Source organism: Streptomyces sp. 12E (assembly GCF_055633275.1).
The window spans coordinates 299,192-317,205 of record NZ_JBVNCJ010000001.1 but is presented as its reverse complement, the minus strand read 5'-3'; the positions used below and the strand labels follow the sequence as shown (position 1 = coordinate 317,205).

Here is an 18,014-nt window from a genome sequence, read left to right as displayed (position 1 = left end):
CGAAGGACGGGGGCGTCGGGCATGACGAGCGGGAACCGGCTGGGGCGGCGGTTCGGGTGGCTCTGGGCGGCGTACGGGACCAGCGCGCTCGGCACCTGGCTCGCCTTCGGCGCGTTCCCGCTGATCGCCGTCCAGGTGCTGCACGCCGGACCGGCCGAGGTCGCCGCGCTGTCCTCCGTGGGAGCCGCGGTGGGTGCGGCCGTGGCCGTGCCGCTCGGCCCGTGGGTGGAGTTCCGCCGCAAGCGGCAGGTGCTGGTCGCGATGGACCTGACGCGGTTCGCGGCGTTGCTGACGGTCCCCGCCGCGTTCGCGCTCGGCGCGCTCACCTTTCTCCAGCTCCTCCTGGTCTCGGTCGTCGTCGCGGCGGCCGAGATCACCTTCCGCGCCGCCTCCGGCGCCTACCTGAAGAGCCTGTTGCCGGCCGAGGACCTGCTCGTCGCCAACGCCCGGTTCGAGTCCACGTCCTGGACGGTCACGATCGTCGGACCGCCGCTGGGCGGCGCGGCGATCGGACTGCTCGGTCCGGTGGCGACGGTGGCGGCCGACGCGGTCAGCCACCTGCTGTCGGCCCTGTGCGTCCGCGCGACCGGCGGGCACGAGCCGCGGCCCGAGCGCCGGGAGACCGCGCGCACGCGCGCAGGGGACCTGCTCGACGGATGGCGGTACATCCTCTCCGACGCGGCCCTGCGTCCGCTGTTCTTCAACACCGCCCTGTTCAACGGCCTGGTGATGGCCGTCCAACCGTTGCTGGTCGTCCTGATGCTCGGACATCTGGGGTTCGCGCCGTGGCAGTACGGCCTGGCCTTCGCCGCGCCCTCGATCGGAGGGCTGCTCGGGTCGAGGCTGGCCCGGCCGCTCGTCACCCGCTTCGGGCGGCACCGGGTCCTGGTCGTGGCCGGGTCGCTGCGCGCGGTCTGGCCCATCGGCCTGGCCTTCCCGGGGCCGGGCGCCGACGGGCTGCTGCTGGTGATCGGCGTCGAGTTCGGGCTCATCCTCTGCTGCGGGGTCTTCAACCCCGTCCACGCCACCTACCGCCTCCAGCGCACGGTGACCGACCGGGTCTCCCGCACCCTGACCGCCTGGGCGGTGACGACCAGGGCCACGACCGCGCTCCTGACGGCCCTGTGGGGCGTGCTGGGCAGCCTGCTCGGCCCGCGCACGGCCGTCGGACTGGCCGGCGTGCTCCTGCTGGCGACCCCCCTGCTGCTCCGCGGCCTCGAGGCGGCTCCTCCCTCCGCGCCGGAGCCGGCACGCAAGCGCGCCTGAGGGGCCGTCACGCACGTCGCCACGCGTGGGTCGCGCCGCCCGTGCGCGCGGTGGCGCGGCGCCCGCTCCCACCGCCCGGGCCGACGACCCCGCAGGCGCCGGCGAACTCGTCCGGACCGCCGCCCGCTCCGCCGCCCGGCTCGGCTCCGGCGGACCGCCCGCGCTGCGGGCCCGGCCGCATCGGCGGACGGCCCCGGACCACCGTCACCGCCGGGCCCGGGCGGTCAGCCGAGGTCGTCGAACATGGCCAGCAGCGCCTGCTCGTCCGTCTCCGGCGCGGGGTGCCCCGGCTGCGGCACCTGCTCGGCCCACACCGTTTTGCCCTGCGGCATGTAGCGGGCACCCCAGCTGCTGGTGAACTGCGCCACCAGGAACAGGCCGCGCCCGCCTTCCTCGGTCATGGCCGCCCGTCGGATGCGCGGAGAGGTGTTGCTGCGGTCGGACACCTCGCAGATCAACGAGTCGTCGCGCAGCAACCGCAGACCCACGGACCCTTGGCCGCCGTACCGCACGGCATTGGTCACCAACTCGCTGACCACCAGCCCGGTGTTGAAATCCAGCTCCGACATGCCCCAGGCGGCGAGCTGGTCGCGGGTCACCGCCCTGGCCCGCGCCACGACCGAGGGGTCGGACGGAAACTCCCAGGTCGCCACCCGGTCCTCGGGCAGCGCGTGCACACGGGCCAGCAGGAGGGCCACGTCGTCGTGCGGGCTGCCGGGCCGGAGGGCGCCCGCGACCCGGTCGCAGACGTCCTCCAGCGTCGGACCGCCGCGACTCAGCGAGGCCAGCAGCTGCGCGGTGCGCGCGTCGGTGTCCCCGTAGCCGCGGTTCTCCTTGAGCAGACCGTCGGTGTACATCGCCAGCAGGCTGCCCGCGGGCAGGTCGACGGTGGCGGACTCGTACGGCTGGATCCCGCCGAGTCCGAGCGGGGGGCCGCTGGGCAGGTCGACCAGCCGCGCCCGCCCGCCCGGCGTCAGCACGGCGGGCGGCGGGTGACCGGCCCGTGCGGCCGTGCAGCGGCACGACACCGGGTCGTACACCGCGTACAGGCAGGTCGCCCCCGTCGCAGGGTCCTGTTCGTCGGCCGACTCGTCGGGAGTGCGGCTGACCAGGTCGTCCAGGTGGGCCAGCACCTCCTCGGGCAACAGGTCCAGCCCGGCCAGCGTCCGCACCGCCGTACGCAGCCGGCCCATGGTCGCCGCCGCCTGCAGACCGTTCCCGGGCACGTCCCCGACGACCAGTGCCACGCGCATCCCGGACAGCGGGATCGCGTCGAACCAGTCCCCGCCCACACCGGCCCTGGTGTCCGCGGGCAGGTAACGGGAGGCGAGTTCGGCGGCGCTCAGCCGGGGCAGGGCGTGCGGAAGCAGGCTGCGCTGCAGAGTCAGGGAGGCGTGGTGCTCCCGGCGGTAGCGACGGGCGTTGTCCACGCTGATCGCGGCACGGACCGCCAGTTCGCCCGCCAGCGTCAGGTCGTCCTGCTCGTACGGCTTCGTCCGGCCGCGGCGGTAGAAGCCCGCCAGGCCCAGGACGGAGCCCCGCGCGGACAGCGGCGCGCCCAGGTAGGAGTGCACGCCCTCGCCGAGCAGGTCGACGGGGTGCGCCCGGCCGGCCGGCGACCCGGACAGGGCGGCGGTCATCACCGAGTCCGTCACCGGCTGCCCGGTCTCCAGGCACCGGGCCTGGGGCGTGCCGGCGGGGTAGCCGGCCGGCTCGTCCACACCGCCGGCCGGGGTGTCGCGGGAGTCCTCGCCCGCCCAGACCGCCACCCGGCGCAGTGCCGTGTCCGGGCGCGGCCGCCCGGGCGGCGGCTCCTCGCCCGCCAGGACGCATTCCAGCAGATCGACGACGACCAGGTCGGCGAAGCGCGGCACGGCGATCTCCGCCAGCTCCTCGGCGGTACGCCGCATGTCCAGGGTGGTGCCGAGCCGTACGCCCGCCTCGTTCAACAGGGACAGCCGCCCGCGCGCCTCGGCGGCGAGCCGTCCCACGCCCGGCTCGCCGACCAGCAGCAGCCATGCGTCGGCCGGTGCGGCGGCCTGCGGCCCCGCCGCACCGGGCGCGTCCGCCTCCGCGGCCACGGCGGGGCGGTCCAGGAGCGGCACCTGACGGCCGTCGGGGGCGGACGCGGTGGCCGGGGCCGGTGTTTCCGTGCCGCGGGCGTTCTCGAAGCTGACCTCCACCGCCGCGCCCTCCGCGTCGCCGTGGTGCAGCTCCCGGCGGCGCAGCACGGCCACGCGGCCGCCCGCGAGCGGCACCTCGGTGAACGCCTCGCCGTCCGAGGAGATCAGCTCGACGGCACGCTCCAGCAGGATCAGCCGCTCCTGCGAGGCCAGCCGGGGCGGCGGTCCGCCGCGCCGGGACAGTTCTCCCGAGCCGAGGTCCAGTTCGGCGTGCCCGCCGCGCTCCCTGGCCCGGCGGAAGGAGCGCATCAGCTCCAGTTCGCGGGATGTGCTCAGCTCCAGCAGGCGTTCCCCGATGCGGTCGGTGGCGTTCTGCAGGATCAGCGCCATGCCGGGATCGGCCAGCGCCCGGGGGACGGAGAGGTTGACCGCGCCCCGTACGGTGCCCCCCACCGGGTCGCGCACCGGCGCGGCCACGCAGGTCAGCTCCTTGAGGCTGTGCAGGAAGTGCTCGTGGCCGACGACCATGAACGGCCCCCTGGTGCTCAGCACCATGCTGACGCTGCTGGTCCCCATGAACCGCTCGTCGACATTGGCGCCCGGTACCAGGGAGGCGGCGTCCATCAGCTCCAGCCCCGCCGGGCTGCCCCGCCGGTCCACGATGTTCGCCCGTGAGTCGACCAGTGCCACGGTCACCGGCACGCCCGAGAACCGTTCGCAGAGGCGGTCCAGCACCGGTGCGGCGGCCCTGATCAGCCGGGAGTCGGGATCCAGGTCCCGCTCGACCGGCAGAGCCGCCCCCTCGCGGTCGATGCCGAGCGACTGCGAGCGCTGCCAGGAGGCGAGGATCTCCGGACGTACTCCGGCGACCGGCTGCGTCCGGTCGCCGTGGCCACTGCCCGGGGGAGTCGGATACGGGTCCACGGGATTCAGGGTAATCGGGCAAATGGGGCACGCGCTCGGTCGCGGGTGGTGCGGGGACGAAGGTTCGGGGCCTGCCGGGACACGGACCTTCGTGCTGTCGTGCGGCCGGTCCTGCGCGGGAGCGCCGGCGCGGGGGCCGGCGCAGCCGTCGCGCCGTGCTGCTCACCCCTTCCCGTCCGTCCGCCGCCCTGCTCCGGACGCCGACGCCGGGTGGCGGTGCGCCTGCTCCATGTGGCCGTAAGCGCTGGCAGTCGTGCGGGCGGGCGACTGTGATGGCAGCGGAACCGGCGTGCCGACGGCGGTGCTCCGACACAGCGCACGGTGGCCCGGACGGGGAGGCGCGGGGTCTGCGTCCGTTCCGGCCCTGAGGTCCGGGTCCGCCGTCCCCGCGCGGCCGGACAGGAAGAACAGAGGTGTGACATGGACAAGTCCCAATTGGCCCGGGCCGGCGTGGACAAGGCCGCGCAGAGAGGCCACGAGATCCGCCAGGAAGACGCGGAGCGTCTGATCGACGCCCTGTTCGGCACGGTCGACATGGCGGGCGTGATCGCCGAGGCGCTCAAACGCGAGGAGACGGTGGTGGCCGGCAGTTTCGGCCGCTTCCACACCGACGAGGGCTCCGCCGCTTTCCAGCCGGGCAAGGCCCTGACCGAGTACCTCCACGGCACCACCCCCTGACCGGGCCCGGCACCGGTGGCCTACGCGGCCGCGGTGCCGCCCCGGCCGCGTAGGCTGGCGCCGTGCGCACCGTGGAACTGCTGCCCGACGCCGCCACCGAGACGCACGTCCGGGAGATGTGGCGCATGATGGCCGCCGCGGGACTGCCCAGCCTCGCGGAACACCGGCACCCGACCAATCGGCCCCACATGACCCTCGCGACATGCGAGGAACTCCGTCCCCCGGTCAGGGCGGAGCTCGCCGCGCTCCTCGACGGCGGACTGCCCGCGCCGTTCCGGCTGGACGGGCTGCTGCGCTTCGACGGACGTACCCGTGTGCTCGCCTGGAACGTCGCCGCGGACGCGAAGGTCCTCGAACTGCACCGACGGGTGTGGGAGGTGCTCGCCTCCACCACGGGGCACCTCAACCCGCTGCACGCTCCCGGACGCTGGATCCCGCATGTGACGCTGGCCCGGTCGCGCCGCACCTCGGCGCGGTGGCCCGATCGCCTTCTGCCCGCCGCGCTGCGCGAACCACGGGAGGCGACTTTCACCGGCGCGCGCAGCTACGACTCCACGACGCGTACGGTCGAGAGCCTCGGCGGTGAGGACTCGCCGGCCGGCTGAGCGTACCGCCGGCCCCCTGCGCACGGCGCTCCCCGCCCAGGACCACCGGATGCCGGCGCTCCGCGATGCGGTGCGGAGCCGTGCGGCGGGAAGCCGGACCCGCCGCACGCGGACGCCGACGGCGTGGTCAGCCGAGACTGTTGCGCAGCCGGATGACGGCGGTCTGCAGAGCGTCGAAGGCCTGCTGTTCGTGACGCGGAGTCGTGCGCGCCGCCGGCAACAGGCTGTCACGCGTCGCCCGGGCCCGGGCGTAGGCGTCGAAACGGATGACGACGTCGTTGACGAGATCGAGGGGCGGGGGAGGGGGGACGCGAGGTCGGTCCTGGTACGGCATGGCGGGTCATTTCGTGGCGGAGGGGCAGGGGACCCGGTCGCGGGGCGCCCGGAGACAACGGACCGGAACGCCGGGCACGGTGCCCCGCGGGTCGCTGTGGACCGTACGCGGAGGCCTTGACCCGTCGCATGCGGGCGGGTCGGCAACCTGGCGCGCTGCCACGTTGCCGGAGACCGGCAGGGTGGCGCTCACGCCCGGCTCGGCGTACGCCGAGCCGCCGCGGGAAGTGGTGGGGATCCGGCCGCGCGGGAGGGACGGCGGAACCGGACGACCCGCACCGCCGATCCCGGAACCGATGACGGTTCCGGCCGCCAGGCATCCCGCGGTGGTCGACCGCCACGGCGTCAGACCCGTGAACGCGGCGGGCCCGCACCGCACTCGGCCGGACGGAAGCAGGCGGACGACACTGCCGGGGCCGGGCAACGGCACGGACGAGTGCGTTCCTCACGTCACGCGGCACGGCCGTGCGGGCGAGCCGGGCGCGGTGTGCCGTGGGCGCCGGCCGTTCCACCGGCGCGTCCGGACCGGGCCGTGCGCCTGGCCCGGCGCCGGCCGGTGGCCGCGTACCACTGGACGGCGAGGGACAGCGCCAGGACGACTTCGACCGCGTCACCGCCGTAGTACATGACCTGCGCGCCGAGGCGCAGGTCGTGCGGTGCGAACGAGGTGCCCGGCGGGCCGGTGGCGTAGAGGCTCTTGGCGAGGACGGCGTGGGCCGCCCCCGCCAGGAACAGCGTCGCCGCCCGCAGCGGCGGGCCCCACCGGCGGCGTACGGGGTCGAGCTGGCAGACGGCGGCGGAGAAGAGCAGGCCCGCGAGCAGCATGTGCAGTTCCAGGACGGCGTTCAGGGCGGGGCGGTGGTGCGCGGCGGACCACAGCTCGGTGCGGTACAGCAGCCACAGACCACCCATGTCGACGACCGCGGCCACCGGGGGACACAGCAGCCACGCGGCGAAGGGGGAGTGGGCCGCGCGCAGCAGTCCCCGGCGGAGCACGCCCGGCGGCAGCACGCGCAGGAGCAGGGTGAGCGGGCGTGCGAGGACGAGCAGGGCAGGGCCGAGCATGGCCACGAGCAGGTGACGCGCGGAGTGGACGGTGAACGGCCCGCCCGGCAGCCCCCCGCACAGTCCCCAGACCAGAGCCGCGCCCCCGGCGAGGAAGGCGCAGTCCCGTCGCCACGGCCAGGCGTCGCCCCGGCGTCTCAGTCCGGCGGCGGCCGCGGCGTACGCCGCACAGACCAGGACGCACCCGAGGACGGCCACCGCGACGACGGCCGGCAGCGGACGGCCCGTCACGGTGACCGCCGCCCCCGTCGCGCGGCCCGGACGACGACACCCAGGCCGGTCAGGAGCAGGGCGAGGCCCGCCAGGTTCCACGCCCAGTCGTACGGGGTGACGTCGACGCCGTAGCGGATCTGGTGCAGGCGCAGCAGTTTGTGGTCGACGACGCCGTCGAAGACCTGGAAGGCGCCGAGACCGAGGAGGAAGCCGCCCCGGGCGTGCGCGGGCGACAACGCGCGGCGGCGCCGCAGGTCCGCGAAGAGGAAGAAGCCTGCCACCAGCGCCAGCAGCTCCGCGGTGTGCAGGAAGCCGTCGGACACCAGTCCCACGCCGGAGGTGGACCGGTCGTAGAAGTGGTGCCAGCGCAGGATCTGATGGAAGACGATCTCGTCCACGGCCGCCATCACGGCCGCACCGATCACGGCGCACACGAGCAGCGACCGCAGGGGATCGGCCCGCCCCGTCTCGTCTGTGTCCGCCTGCTGGTCACGGGTCCTCACGGTGTGTGTCCGCCTTTCCGAACGGGATCGTCCGCCGCTTCGCGTCTGCCCCGTGGAGCGCGGGACAGAGCCGGCCGGGTGACGAGGCCGGCGGCCCCGGTCCCCCGCACGGTGAGTGCTGAGGACCGACCGGGGATCGCGGGCCACGGCGGCCGTGTCCTTCTCCTCCGCCGGGGCCCGCGCCCAGGATCACACCGTCGTGGCGGAAGGGCTTCCCGGCGCCGGCCGCGCCGGACGATCCGCCCGTGACCCAGGGACCCGCCCTGAAGCAGCCGGGCGGAACGGCCCCTCACTCCTCGCCGATGACGACCACCTCGTCCGCGGCCGTCCACCGGCGCCGCTCGGCTTTGGGCGGATTGATCCGCACGCCGTGGCCGGGAGACGTCGAGGAGTCGTCGTGACTTCGGTAGCCGATGGCGCATTCGCCGCGGTGACGTGCCGCGGCCACGACCGTGGCGAAGGACGTCTCGCACCCGGGCAGTACGTAGTCGGTGGCCGGCCGCAGCCGGACCCCGGCGCCGTCGGCGGAGAACAGTTCCTCGAACACCGCCGCCAGATGACGGTTCTGGGAGATCTGCGCCATGAGCAGGCCGATGAGCTTGCCGCTGATGATCACGTCGGCTCCGGGACCGATGGGGGCCAGCGCCCGGTTGCGGTCGTCGATCAGTTCGGTGACGACCGGCAGTTCGCGCCCGGTGTCCTCCTCCAGCCGGCGCAGCAGCAGGAGGGTGACGAGGGTGCGGTTGTCCGGGTCGTCCGACGGTTGTCCGGGAACGGGGTCCTGGCCGAGCACGATCACGCTGTCGTAGGAGTGGACGTCCAGACGCCGCAGGGTCTCGGGGCGGGTGACGTCCCCCCGGTGCAGGGTCAGGGTCAGGCCGGTACCGCCGTCCGCGCCGGCCTCGTCCACCTGCCGGACCGTCGCCTCGTCACCGTCCGCCACCACGTCGACGGCGGATCCGGGCCGGGCGCGGCGGCGCAACTGGTCGATCATGAGCGGCGCCCGGCGGTTCCAGCCCAGCAGGAGGATCCGTTCCGCCCGCACGGGTGTCGGCGGCCCGGACGCCATCACCCCCTCCTCGACCCACTGCGCGCAGTCACCGCGCCAGGCCGTGTCGTCGTCACGGGAGACGACGATGAGCAGGTCGTCCGCGGTGAGGGGGGTCCGCCCCGGGGGGTTGAGCAGGGGGGCGCCCGAGCGCACCACCCCGACGACGCTCGACGTCGGGTAGGACAGCAGCGCGTCGCCGAACGGCCGGCCGGCCAGGGCCGGCTCGGCGACCAGGTAGAACTCGTCGCCGGCGAAGTCGAGGAGTTCCTGGTGGACGAGGGAGAGTCCGGGGCGCCGCGCGGCCTGGACGATCAGCCGGGCGGTGACGGTGTCGCTCTCCAGGACGACGCCGCCCGGTCCGGCGGCGAGACGGGCGGCCAGCCGGTAGCGGTCGTCCCGGACGGCGGCGACGACGGGCGGAAGGGCGGCCTGCCCGGGCAGGGCCGCCCTGAGCGCCAGCAGGGTCTTGACCACCTCGGCGTCGGCGTCGGGCTCGTCCTGCGGCATCACCAGTACGACACCGGCCGTCTGCGGGCTGGTCAGGCCGAGCACGGCCGGGTCGGTGGTGGGGCCGCTGCGGCAGATCAGCCGCGTACGGCCGACGGGACCCACCTTCGTGCTCAGGGCCTCCTCCATGGCGGTCTTGTCCCGGTCGGCCAGCACGGCCACCGCCGCCCGCCGCTGGTTGGCATGGGCGGCCACCAGCTCGCCCACCACCGTGAAGACCTGCTCCGACCATCCCAGGACCACGGCGTGCCCTTGTTCGAGCACCGTGGAACGCCCCCGGCGCAACGCGGTGAGCCGCTCCGTCAGCGCCGTCGTGATCAGACCGACGAGGGTCGAGACGTACAGCAGGGCGACCAGCGCGAGCAGCAGCGACATCGTCACGCGCAGCGGCGTCCCCGTCGAACCGCCCAGTCGCAGTGTCTCCCCGGTCAGGCGCCACACCTGCGCGAAACGGTCCGTCAGGGACGCCGGCGCCTCGGGGTCGGTCCACACCAGCACCGCACTGGCCGGGACGACGACGGCCAGACACAGCAGCGCCATCCAGCCGACGAGGGCGGAGGCACCGCGGGTCAGCGTGCTGTCGAACCAGTAACGGGCCCTGTCGCCGAACCGAGTGCGCGGCTGCGCCACCCTTCCCCCCTCGGTCGTCCCGTGCTCCTGGTCGGTCCGGGGCGCCGCCGCGTACGCGATGCGCCGCGCGAGCCCGCCGGAGAGCACGGATGTGGATACGCATCCGGCAGTGTGCGGGAACGATCGCGACGGCACCGTGGAGTCGTCCTGCATTCATTCCTTCGGGTTCCCCGCGCCGTCCGCGCCGGCGGCCCCGCCGCACCGTCAAGGCCCGCCGCCGTTTTCGCTCCTTCGGGTCAACCGCGGAGCGAAAGGCGGACGCCCGGTCACGGCCGCCAGTACAAAGACCGCCATGACTGAAGATCATGCGGTGGTGCGCTCGGACGGCGGCTTCTCCCGGAGGAGCTTCGCGGCGGCGGCCGGCACGGCCACGGTGGCGACGGCCCTGACCGGCGGTGCCGCCGCGGCCCTGCCCGCGCCGGCCGCCCCGGGCGGAAGCCGCGGCCCCGACTTCGACCGGTGCCTCGCCGTCGCCCGCGCACTGCTCGTCCTGGACTCCGACGACCGTCCCCTCGTCCCGCGTTACCGGCGCGTCCTCCGGGAGGGGCTGCCGGCCCACCGGCGGACCCGCCCCAGGGACGTCCTGGTCATCGGCGCCGGACCGGCCGGGCTGGTGGCCGCCTGGCTGCTGAAGAAGGCCGGTCACCGGGTGACGGTGCTGGAGGCCAACGGCAACCGCGCGGGCGGACGCGTCAAGACCTTCCGCACCGGCGGCCACGAAGGCGCCGCACAGCCCTTCGCCGACCCCCGTCAGTACGCCGAGGCGGGTGCGATGCGCATCCCCGGCAGCCATCCCCTGGTGATGGAGCTGATCGACCGGTTCGACCTGAAGAAGCGGCGCTTCCACTACGTCGACGTCGACACCGAGGGGCGCCCCGCCCACCGCACCTGGATCCACGTCAACGGCATCCGCGTGCGGCGCGCCGACTACGCCCGCGCGCCCCGGCGCGTGAACCGGTCCTTCGGCGTCCCCCGGGCCCACTGGGACACCCCCGCCGCCGCCATCCTGCGCTCCGCGCTGGACCCGGTGCGCGACGAGTTCAGTCGCGTCGACCGCGACGGCAAGCGGGTCGGCAAGCCGCTCCCCGAGCAGTTGCGGGGCTGGGCCCGTGTGGTGCAGCGGTTCGGTGACTGGTCGATGTTCCGTTTCCTGACCGAGCACGCCGGCTTCGACGAGCGGACCGTCGACCTGATCGGCACCCTGGAGAACCTCACCTCCCGCCTCCCCCTGTCCTTCATCCACAGCTTCATCGGCTCCTCCCTCATCAGCCCCGACACGCCCTTCTACGAACTGGAGGGCGGCACGGCCGTACTGCCGGACGCCCTGCTGGAACGCGTGCGCAAGGAGGTGCGGTTCGACCGCCGTGTCACGCGCATCGAGTACCACCACCCCGACCGCCCGTCGCCGGACACCGAGCACGTCCGGGACAAAGGCCCGCGGGTGTGGGTGGACACCGTGTCCGAGGGCCGCGACGGACCTGTCGTACGCGAGCAGTTCACCGCGGACGTCGCCGTGGTGACGGTCCCGTTCTCCGGGCTGCGCCATGTGCAGATCCAGCCGCCCCTGTCGTACGGCAAGCGCCGCGCCGTCTGCGAACTGCACTACGACAGCGCGACCAAGGTGCTGCTGGAGTTCAGCCGCCGCTGGTGGGAGTTCGGCGAGGCCGACTGGAAGCGCGAGCTGAACGCCGTCGAGCCGGGCCTGTACGACGCCTACCGCACCGGCCGCGCCGCCGCGGACGGCAGCCTGCTCGGCGCCCATCCCTCGGTGCCCGCCGGGCACATCCCGGCGGGCCAGCGCACCCATTACGCCGCCCGCCGCGCGCTGGTGCGCGACCAGCCGGAGGCGGTCGACGTCGTGGGGGGCGGATCGGTGTCGGACAACGCCAACCGGTTCATGTTCCACCCCTCCCATCCGGTCGCCGGCAGCGCGGGGGGAGTGGTCCTGGCGTCCTACAGCTGGGCGGACGACGCCCTGCGCTGGGACTCGCTGGACGACGAGGCGCGGTACCCGCACGCCTTGTGCGGCCTCCAGGAGGTCTACGGCCGGCGCATCGAGGTCTTCTACACCGGCGCGGGCCGCACGCAGAGCTGGCTGCGCGACCCCTACGCCTACGGGGAGGCGTCCGTGCTCCTGCCCGGGCAGCACACGGAGTTGCTGCCCGCCATCCCCGTGCGCGAAGGACCGTTGCACTTCGCCGGGGACCACACGTCCGTCAAACCGGCGTGGATCGAAGGGGCCGTGGAGTCCGCCGTGCGTGCCGCCTTGGAGATCCACACGGCATGAGCCGGCCGCGCGCGGGTCGCGCGCCCGCCCGGCCGGGCGGGCGTCTGCCGGACGTGGGAAGGGGTTCCGGTCTCGGACAGGGCGTTCAGCGATCACGACAGGGTCTTTGCGGCCTGCTTCGACCGCGCGGCGGTGCCGCGGCCCGCTCCGCGGCTCGGCCGGACCGTCGCCACGACGCCCTGGGCAAGGCTCCGCGGGACATGCGAGGCGCCCGCGGGCCTTCGAGGACCTTCGACGTGAAGGACGCCCGGGCGGCGACCGCCCACGAGCAGGCGAGCACCCTCCGCACCGGTGTGCCGGACGCGCCCTAGTGAAAGGTGCGGTGGGCCTGCTGCGGCGGCTCCCCGTGCTCCTGGAACCTCTTCCAGACGCCGTGGGCCGCCGCCACCATCACCCGCCACTCCCGGCTGCCCTCCCACCGGGCGTGCCTGCGCACCGACTCGTCCCCGGGGAGCGCGAAGCAGACCTCCATGCCGTCCTCCGGGACGGCTCCCGTCTCGTCGCACTCCCGGAAGAGCCGTTCCGCCGGGGTGAACAGCATCCAGCCGCACCGTCCGTCGTCGGGCACCAGCCAGGAGTACACGAACCCCTCGCCCGCGTCCTCGAAGACCTCGGCGACGAGCCGTACGCCGATCGACGCGACCCCCATGACCCACCTCCTCCGCGCCCCTTCGCCGCGGGGCGCCGGTCAGCTTACGGGGACCGGCGTCCGGCCGCCGCCGCCCCGGCCCCGGTGAGGGCGGGCCCGCGGCCGGGCATGGCGGCTCCCGTACCGGGCAGCACACAGGAGAGCTCCACCGGGTACGGCACGGTGGGGACGCGCAGGAACGGAGGAGCACCCGTGGACTGGCTGTTCATCGTGAAACCCGCGGACACCGCCTCGGACGGCGGCTCCTCGAGCAAGGACCGCATGCTGGAACTCGCCGAGACCGCGCCCCGCCGGGAGTGGTGCCTGTCCAGGTGGCGTCGCACGGCCCCCGGCGACCGCCTGTGGATCTACTTCGCCGCGCCGCTGCGGGAAATCGCCGCGGTGGCCCGCATCGAGGGCGAGCCGTACGAGGTGGCCGGCAACCCGCGCCAGCCGTGGCGCTTCACGGCGACGCTGGACCCGGCGGCGACCCGCAGGCTGCACCGTGACCCCGTCCCGCTGCACGCCCTGTCCAACAAGCACCCGCAAGGGGTCACCCGGGTGAAGGAGAGCGACCTCGGGCTCCTGCTGGAGCACGCGGGTCTTGGCGGTGACGAGGCCCTCCCCGGTCCGCAGGGTCCATGACGGACCGGACCGGAACCGGCACACCGGCGTTTCCCCGCGGAGCCGCCCCGACCGCACGGCGCAGCGCCTCGACGCCGGCCGCTGGACCGGCCGGCCCGCCGGGAGTCACCCGTTCGCACCACGTGCGATGGCGCCCGGTCCGTCCGCGGGTGAGGGTGGACACGGCCGGTGCTCGGCCGCTCCACCTGTTCACCTCCGTGCGAAGGAGTCCTCGATGTCCGAACGCAACACCCTCATGCGGAGTCTGCACGATCTGGGGCTGGCGGCGTGGTTCGGTGGTTCGCTGATGGGCGCCGTCGGCCTCAACGGCGCCGCCGAGTCCGAGGGCGGGACACGGACGGCCACCGCCCGGATCTCCTCGTCCGGCTGGGCGAAGTGGACGCCGGTCAACGCCGTGGCCATCGGCGTCCATCTGTTCGGCAGCGGCGGCATGCTGGCCGCGGACGCCCCTCGTGTCGCCACCCAGCAGGGCGCGGCCGCCGCCACGCTCGCCAAGACCGTCGTCACCGGTGCGGCACTGGCCGCCACCGCCTACTCCCGCGTCCTCGGCAAGCAGGTGGAGCTGGCCTCTTCGGACGACCCCGAGGACGTCGAGAAGGCGGCCAAGCACCCCATCGACACCGACAAGGCCCAGCGCCGCCTCACTTACGCGCAGTGGGCGGTACCGGCGCTGACCGGCTGCCTCGTGGTGCTCGGTGCCCTGCACGGCGAACAGCAGCGACACGCCGAGCATCCTCAGGGCATGTGGCGGCGGGTCCGCTCGATGTCCTCGCACATGCCGTCGGCCTCCGACTGGTACTGCACGCGCTGAGCACGTCCTCCCGCGCTGCTGCGGCGCCGGCCCCCACGAAGACCCCGCCGCCGCACCGCTCCCCGACGCCCTCACGTCACCACGGTCGTCGTCCGGCCCCGCGCTGCCGCTCGACGGCGGCCGCGGGGCCGGTCCGCGCGGTCACCACCCCGTGGGCGAGGGCGGGAATCCCGTCGCGACGGGTGCTCAGGCCGCGCATCATGGTGGGGGCTCGCCGATGCGGTGCCCGGCGGTGCTCTGCCGGCACACGGCAGGCGAGTGGTGATCGTGCAGCGGTCCGTTTGACCTTGACACGGTGACAAGGCCTTCACTGCTTGCCAAGGAGGTGGCCGCGATGACCACGACGGGACAGGACACGGATGCGGTACGAGTGCTCCAGGGGCTGGGGGACGGTCGTTCGTCCGTGCGCTTGCGGGCCGCTCTGGCGGCCGGTACGACGCCGGCGCCGTGCTTCGTCGACAAGCTCGTCGAACGATGCGCGCTCGAACCCGAGTTCTTCGTCCGCGACATGCTGACCTGGGCGCTCACCCGCCATCCCGTGTCCATGACGCTCCCCGTCCTGCTCCGAGAAGTCCGCTCGGAGCGTGCGCGGGCACGGAGCCAGGCGCTGCACACGCTGTCCAAGATCGGGGACCGGCGGGCATGGCCGGCGATCACACGGGAGCTCCTGTCCGACGCCGACGACGAGGTGGCGCGGAGCGCCTGGCGGGCCGCGGTCGTGCTCGTGCCGGAGGGTGGGGAGTCCGGGCTGGCCGCGATGCTGACGAGTCAACTCGGGCGCGGCGGAAGGGAGACGCAGCTGAGTCTCAGCCGGGCGCTGGTCGCGCTGGGCGATGCCGTTCTGCCGGCCCTGCGCGCCGCGACGACCTCCTCCGACGGGCGCGTGCGCGCGCACGCGCTCGTCACCGAACGGCTGCTGCGCGACCCGGACGCCGGATCCGGGTTCGCGATCGAGGAGGCGAAGCGCGTCGTGGCCCTCGGCGGATCCGGTCAGGAGGGACGATAGGGCGTGTTGATCGGTGAGGTGGCGCGACGGTCCGGGGTCAGTGCCCGCATGCTCAGACACTACGAGTCGCTCGGTCTGGTGCGGCCTTCGGGCCGTACGGGATCCGGTTACCGGGAGTACTCCGGTGAGGACATCCGGCGGATCTTCCATGTCGAGAGCCTGCGATCGCTGGGACTGTCGCTGCGTGAGATCGGACGCGTGCTCGACGAACCGGGCTTCACGCCCTCGGCGCTCGTCGACGACCTCATCCTCCGGACGCGTGAACGCATCGCGGCCGAGAAAGAGCTGCTCACGCGGCTCCGCCGGATCGACGCCGCGGAACCCGCCGACTGGGAGGACGTCCTCCGGAGCGTCGCACTCCTTCAGGCACTCGGGTCGAAGAGCGCCGGCGCGCGCCAGAGTGCGGCCCTCTCCTCGGCCGACGAGGTCCCGGTACCGGTGGAGGCCCTGGTCGAGGCGGTGCTGTGCGAGACGGAGCCCAATGTCGCGGGAGCCCTTCGGTGGGCGCTGGCGCGGTCCGGCGACGACGGCACGGCACTGCTGGCGGAAGGCCTGGACTCACCGGTGGCCGCAGTGCGTGAACGTGCCGCCCGGTCCCTCACCGAAATGCCCGGTGACGAGGCCGCCGCCCGGCTGCGGGACGCCCTCGCACACCCTGATGTCGTGGTCCGGCGGTACGCGGCCCTGGCGCTCGGGACACGTGGAGCGGCCGACACGGTCCCCACGCTCATCGACATGATCGCGGAGGGGAGGAACGACACCGATGCGGCCGATGCGCTGAGCGTGCTGGCGGGCGACCCCGCGACGGCGGAGCGGATCGCCGCCGGGCTCGTCGACCGCCTCGCCCACGACGGCACCGAAGCGCCCGCACGCCTGCGGCTGACCCAGGCGCTGGCGGACATCCCGGGAACCACGGCGTCACGTGCCCTCGTACGGCTGTCGGGTGAGGGGGATCGTGCCGTCGCGCTGACCGCGACGTACCTTCTCCGGTTGCGCGACGCACGATGACGGATCCCTCCCGCAGCCGCGTACGCGACACGGCTTGTGCGACCGGGAGGGCGAGGCGCCCCCGCCCGGGGCGGGGGGAGTGCGCACGCGCCCCGCACCGGCGTTCCCCGCCGCAGCGCCGGTGCGGGGCGCGGCCGTGCCGGGGACCGGCCCGTGCGGGCCACGGCGGCTTCGGGGCGGGGTGCGGCCGGCAGGCCGGTGCGGCACGCCTCAGATCGGTTCGGGTTGCGGTTCCTGTTGCCGCGCCGGTGCGGTCCTCGGCTCCCACGACGCGGTGGTCCGTACGTAGCCGTAGATCACCGAGGCCGTCGCCAGCACGAGCAGCGGCCCGGCCAGCCAGGGACGCTCGGCCATCGCCAGCGGCAGGAACCGGTAGGACAGCAGAAACGCGGCGAAGACCGTCGTGCCGTAGGCGACCAGCAGGATCCCCGATCGGTCCCAGCCCCGGTCGAACGAGCGCAGGGCCGCCTCGATCGTGAGCGTGAACACCACGCCGGCGATGAGGTCCGCGCCGTAGTGGTAACCGAATCCCAGCGTCGCGGCGAGCGTGGCGACCAGCCAGAACGTTCCCGCGAACCGGAGGACGCGGGGGCCCTTCCGGGTGTGGATGAAGATCGCGGTGGCCCACGCCGTGTGCAGGCTGGGCATGCAGTTCCGCGGGGTGATCCCGTCGAACGGCATGGGGTGCGGGGTGTCGGCCGGCGGCAGCGTCCGCGGCCACAGATCGGCCACGGCCCAGGGCTCGCTGGGCGGCATGTCCGGCGCCCACAGACTGACGTCCGCCCAGTGCTCGGCACCCGTGCCGTAGGCGAAGATCGGCCCGACCACCGGGAAGATCATGTAGAAGGCCGGCCCGACGAGGCCGATCACCAGGAACGTGCGCACCAGGTGGTGGCGCGGGAAGCGGCGCTCGACCGCCACGTGGCGCAGTTGGTACAGCGCGGCGATGACCGCGGCCACCGCGAGATTGCCGTAGACGAAGTCGAGGAAGTTGAAGCCGACGGGACCGGTGGCCGTCACGATCCGGCCCGCCAGCCACGACGGGTTGCCCAGCGCGTGATCGGCGGTGGCCACGTACTGGTCGAGCACCGTCAGGCGGGTCTTCGAGGTGATGAGCAGCCAGGTGTCACCGGTCTTGCGGCCGGCCACCAGCAGCAGGGCCAGCCCGACGCCCTTCAGGAGCAGCACCCGTTCCCGGCCGGTGCGACGGGTGACGGCGACGACCGCCCCGCCCAGGATCACCCAGAGGGCGCCGTTGCCGAAGGGGTGGCCGCCGGCCGTGTCGGCGTCGAGCGCCCACCGGACCACCAGGAAGGCGACGTCGACACCGATCGCCGTGCCCACCGCGACGAACCGTTCCCGCCAGGTGAGCACCACCATCATCAACGCCATGGCGGCGTACAGCAGGCCGCCCGACTTGGGGGCGTACACGACCTCCCGCACCTGGTTGGTGAGCGGCCCCGGCAGGCCGTAGTGACGCGCGGCGAACTCCAGCGCGACGAGGAACCCGAGGGTCACGGCACCCGCCGCGGTCCAAAGGGCGGTCCGCGGCCGACGGCCCAGGGAGAACGAGGTTCTCCGGTTCGTTCGCGGAAAGTTCTGCGGTGGTATGTGTCTCACTTTTGGCTGCTTCGTTAGATGTCGGTCATGTCAGGGCGGGTTCCGCGCGTCGCCTTCCGGCCGGAGCCGCTTCCCCCGCGCGCGGGGCGGCCCGTCGGAGCAAGACGGGGA

At 74.1% G+C, this 18,014-nt stretch carries 16 protein-coding genes; 8 read left to right on the top strand and 8 right to left on the bottom strand.

The features are described from left to right. Positions 1–21: 21 nt before the first annotated feature. Complete coding sequence (locus ACZ8ZB_RS01485; protein WP_470735897.1) at positions 22–1,266, top strand: MFS transporter; 1,245 nt, start codon at positions 22–24, stop codon at positions 1,264–1,266. A gap of 224 nt (positions 1,267–1,490) precedes the next feature. Here ACZ8ZB_RS01485 and ACZ8ZB_RS01480 read toward each other — a convergent pair whose 3' ends face one another. Further along, a complete protein-coding gene (locus tag ACZ8ZB_RS01480; RefSeq protein WP_470735896.1) occupies positions 1,491–4,313 on the bottom strand; it encodes a SpoIIE family protein phosphatase in 2,823 nt (940 codons plus the stop codon). A gap of 420 nt (positions 4,314–4,733) precedes the next feature. Between ACZ8ZB_RS01480 and ACZ8ZB_RS01475 the strand changes: the two genes are divergently transcribed. Then, positions 4,734–4,991 (top strand): HU family DNA-binding protein, encoded by a 258-nt coding sequence (locus ACZ8ZB_RS01475; protein WP_470735895.1) that lies wholly within the window; start codon positions 4,734–4,736, stop codon positions 4,989–4,991. Positions 4,992–5,062: 71 nt separating this feature from the next. After that, complete coding sequence (locus ACZ8ZB_RS01470) at positions 5,063–5,596, top strand: 2'-5' RNA ligase family protein (RefSeq protein ID WP_470741395.1); 534 nt, start codon at positions 5,063–5,065, stop codon at positions 5,594–5,596. Positions 5,597–5,723: 127 nt separating this feature from the next. Here ACZ8ZB_RS01470 and ACZ8ZB_RS01465 read toward each other — a convergent pair whose 3' ends face one another. The 4 genes from ACZ8ZB_RS01465 to ACZ8ZB_RS01450 all read right to left on the bottom strand — a co-directional run bounded on the left by ACZ8ZB_RS01465 (position 5,724) and on the right by ACZ8ZB_RS01450 (position 9,898). Then, positions 5,724–5,930: a hypothetical protein gene (locus ACZ8ZB_RS01465; RefSeq protein WP_470735894.1), complete on the bottom strand. Its 207-nt coding sequence runs from the start codon at positions 5,928–5,930 to the stop codon at positions 5,724–5,726. A gap of 449 nt (positions 5,931–6,379) precedes the next feature. Then, positions 6,380–7,225: a cytochrome c oxidase assembly protein gene (locus ACZ8ZB_RS01460; RefSeq protein WP_470735893.1), complete on the bottom strand. Its 846-nt coding sequence runs from the start codon at positions 7,223–7,225 to the stop codon at positions 6,380–6,382. After that, entirely contained in the window at positions 7,222–7,710 is a 489-nt protein-coding gene (locus ACZ8ZB_RS01455; RefSeq protein WP_470735892.1) for a DUF2243 domain-containing protein, read from the bottom strand. Before ACZ8ZB_RS01455 ends, ACZ8ZB_RS01460 begins: the two co-directional genes overlap by 4 nt. Before the next feature lie 289 nt (positions 7,711–7,999). Beyond that, on the bottom strand, positions 8,000–9,898 hold the full coding sequence (locus ACZ8ZB_RS01450; RefSeq protein WP_470735891.1) for a CASTOR/POLLUX-related putative ion channel: 1,899 nt from the start codon (positions 9,896–9,898) through the stop codon (positions 8,000–8,002). A gap of 292 nt (positions 9,899–10,190) precedes the next feature. On the opposite strand from ACZ8ZB_RS01450, the gene ACZ8ZB_RS01445 reads away from it, so the two are divergent. Continuing rightward, positions 10,191–12,185: a flavin monoamine oxidase family protein gene (locus tag ACZ8ZB_RS01445; protein WP_470735890.1), complete on the top strand. Its 1,995-nt coding sequence runs from the start codon at positions 10,191–10,193 to the stop codon at positions 12,183–12,185. 307 nt (positions 12,186–12,492) lie between these two features. Here the strand turns inward: ACZ8ZB_RS01445 and ACZ8ZB_RS01440 are convergent, their stop codons facing one another. Together ACZ8ZB_RS01440 and ACZ8ZB_RS01435 are read right to left on the bottom strand one after the other, a co-directional pair. Continuing rightward, positions 12,493–12,834, bottom strand: a complete 342-nt coding sequence (locus tag ACZ8ZB_RS01440) for a hypothetical protein (RefSeq protein WP_470735889.1) — start codon at positions 12,832–12,834, stop codon at positions 12,493–12,495. 44 nt (positions 12,835–12,878) lie between these two features. Next, positions 12,879–13,043 (bottom strand): hypothetical protein, encoded by a 165-nt coding sequence (locus ACZ8ZB_RS01435; RefSeq protein ID WP_470735888.1) that lies wholly within the window; start codon positions 13,041–13,043, stop codon positions 12,879–12,881. Between ACZ8ZB_RS01435 and ACZ8ZB_RS01430 the strand changes: the two genes are divergently transcribed. The 4 genes from ACZ8ZB_RS01430 to ACZ8ZB_RS01415 all read left to right on the top strand — a co-directional run bounded on the left by ACZ8ZB_RS01430 (position 13,027) and on the right by ACZ8ZB_RS01415 (position 16,283). Then, the gene (locus ACZ8ZB_RS01430) at positions 13,027–13,458 is read left to right on the top strand and encodes a hypothetical protein (protein ID WP_470735887.1); all 432 of its coding nucleotides are present in this window, start codon (positions 13,027–13,029) and stop codon (positions 13,456–13,458) included. The two genes, ACZ8ZB_RS01435 and ACZ8ZB_RS01430, sit on opposite strands and share 17 nt — an antisense overlap. Before the next feature lie 214 nt (positions 13,459–13,672). Further along, the gene (locus tag ACZ8ZB_RS01425) at positions 13,673–14,269 is read left to right on the top strand and encodes a hypothetical protein (protein ID WP_470735886.1); all 597 of its coding nucleotides are present in this window, start codon (positions 13,673–13,675) and stop codon (positions 14,267–14,269) included. Positions 14,270–14,603: 334 nt separating this feature from the next. Beyond that, positions 14,604–15,275, top strand: coding sequence for a HEAT repeat domain-containing protein (locus ACZ8ZB_RS01420; protein ID WP_470735885.1), 672 nt, complete (start codon positions 14,604–14,606; stop codon positions 15,273–15,275). A gap of 3 nt (positions 15,276–15,278) precedes the next feature. Continuing rightward, positions 15,279–16,283 (top strand): MerR family transcriptional regulator, encoded by a 1,005-nt coding sequence (locus ACZ8ZB_RS01415; protein WP_470735884.1) that lies wholly within the window; start codon positions 15,279–15,281, stop codon positions 16,281–16,283. A gap of 210 nt (positions 16,284–16,493) precedes the next feature. Here the strand turns inward: ACZ8ZB_RS01415 and ACZ8ZB_RS01410 are convergent, their stop codons facing one another. Then, on the bottom strand, positions 16,494–17,846 hold the full coding sequence (locus ACZ8ZB_RS01410) for a DUF5933 domain-containing protein (RefSeq protein ID WP_470741394.1): 1,353 nt from the start codon (positions 17,844–17,846) through the stop codon (positions 16,494–16,496). Positions 17,847–18,014: the final 168 nt, after the last annotated feature.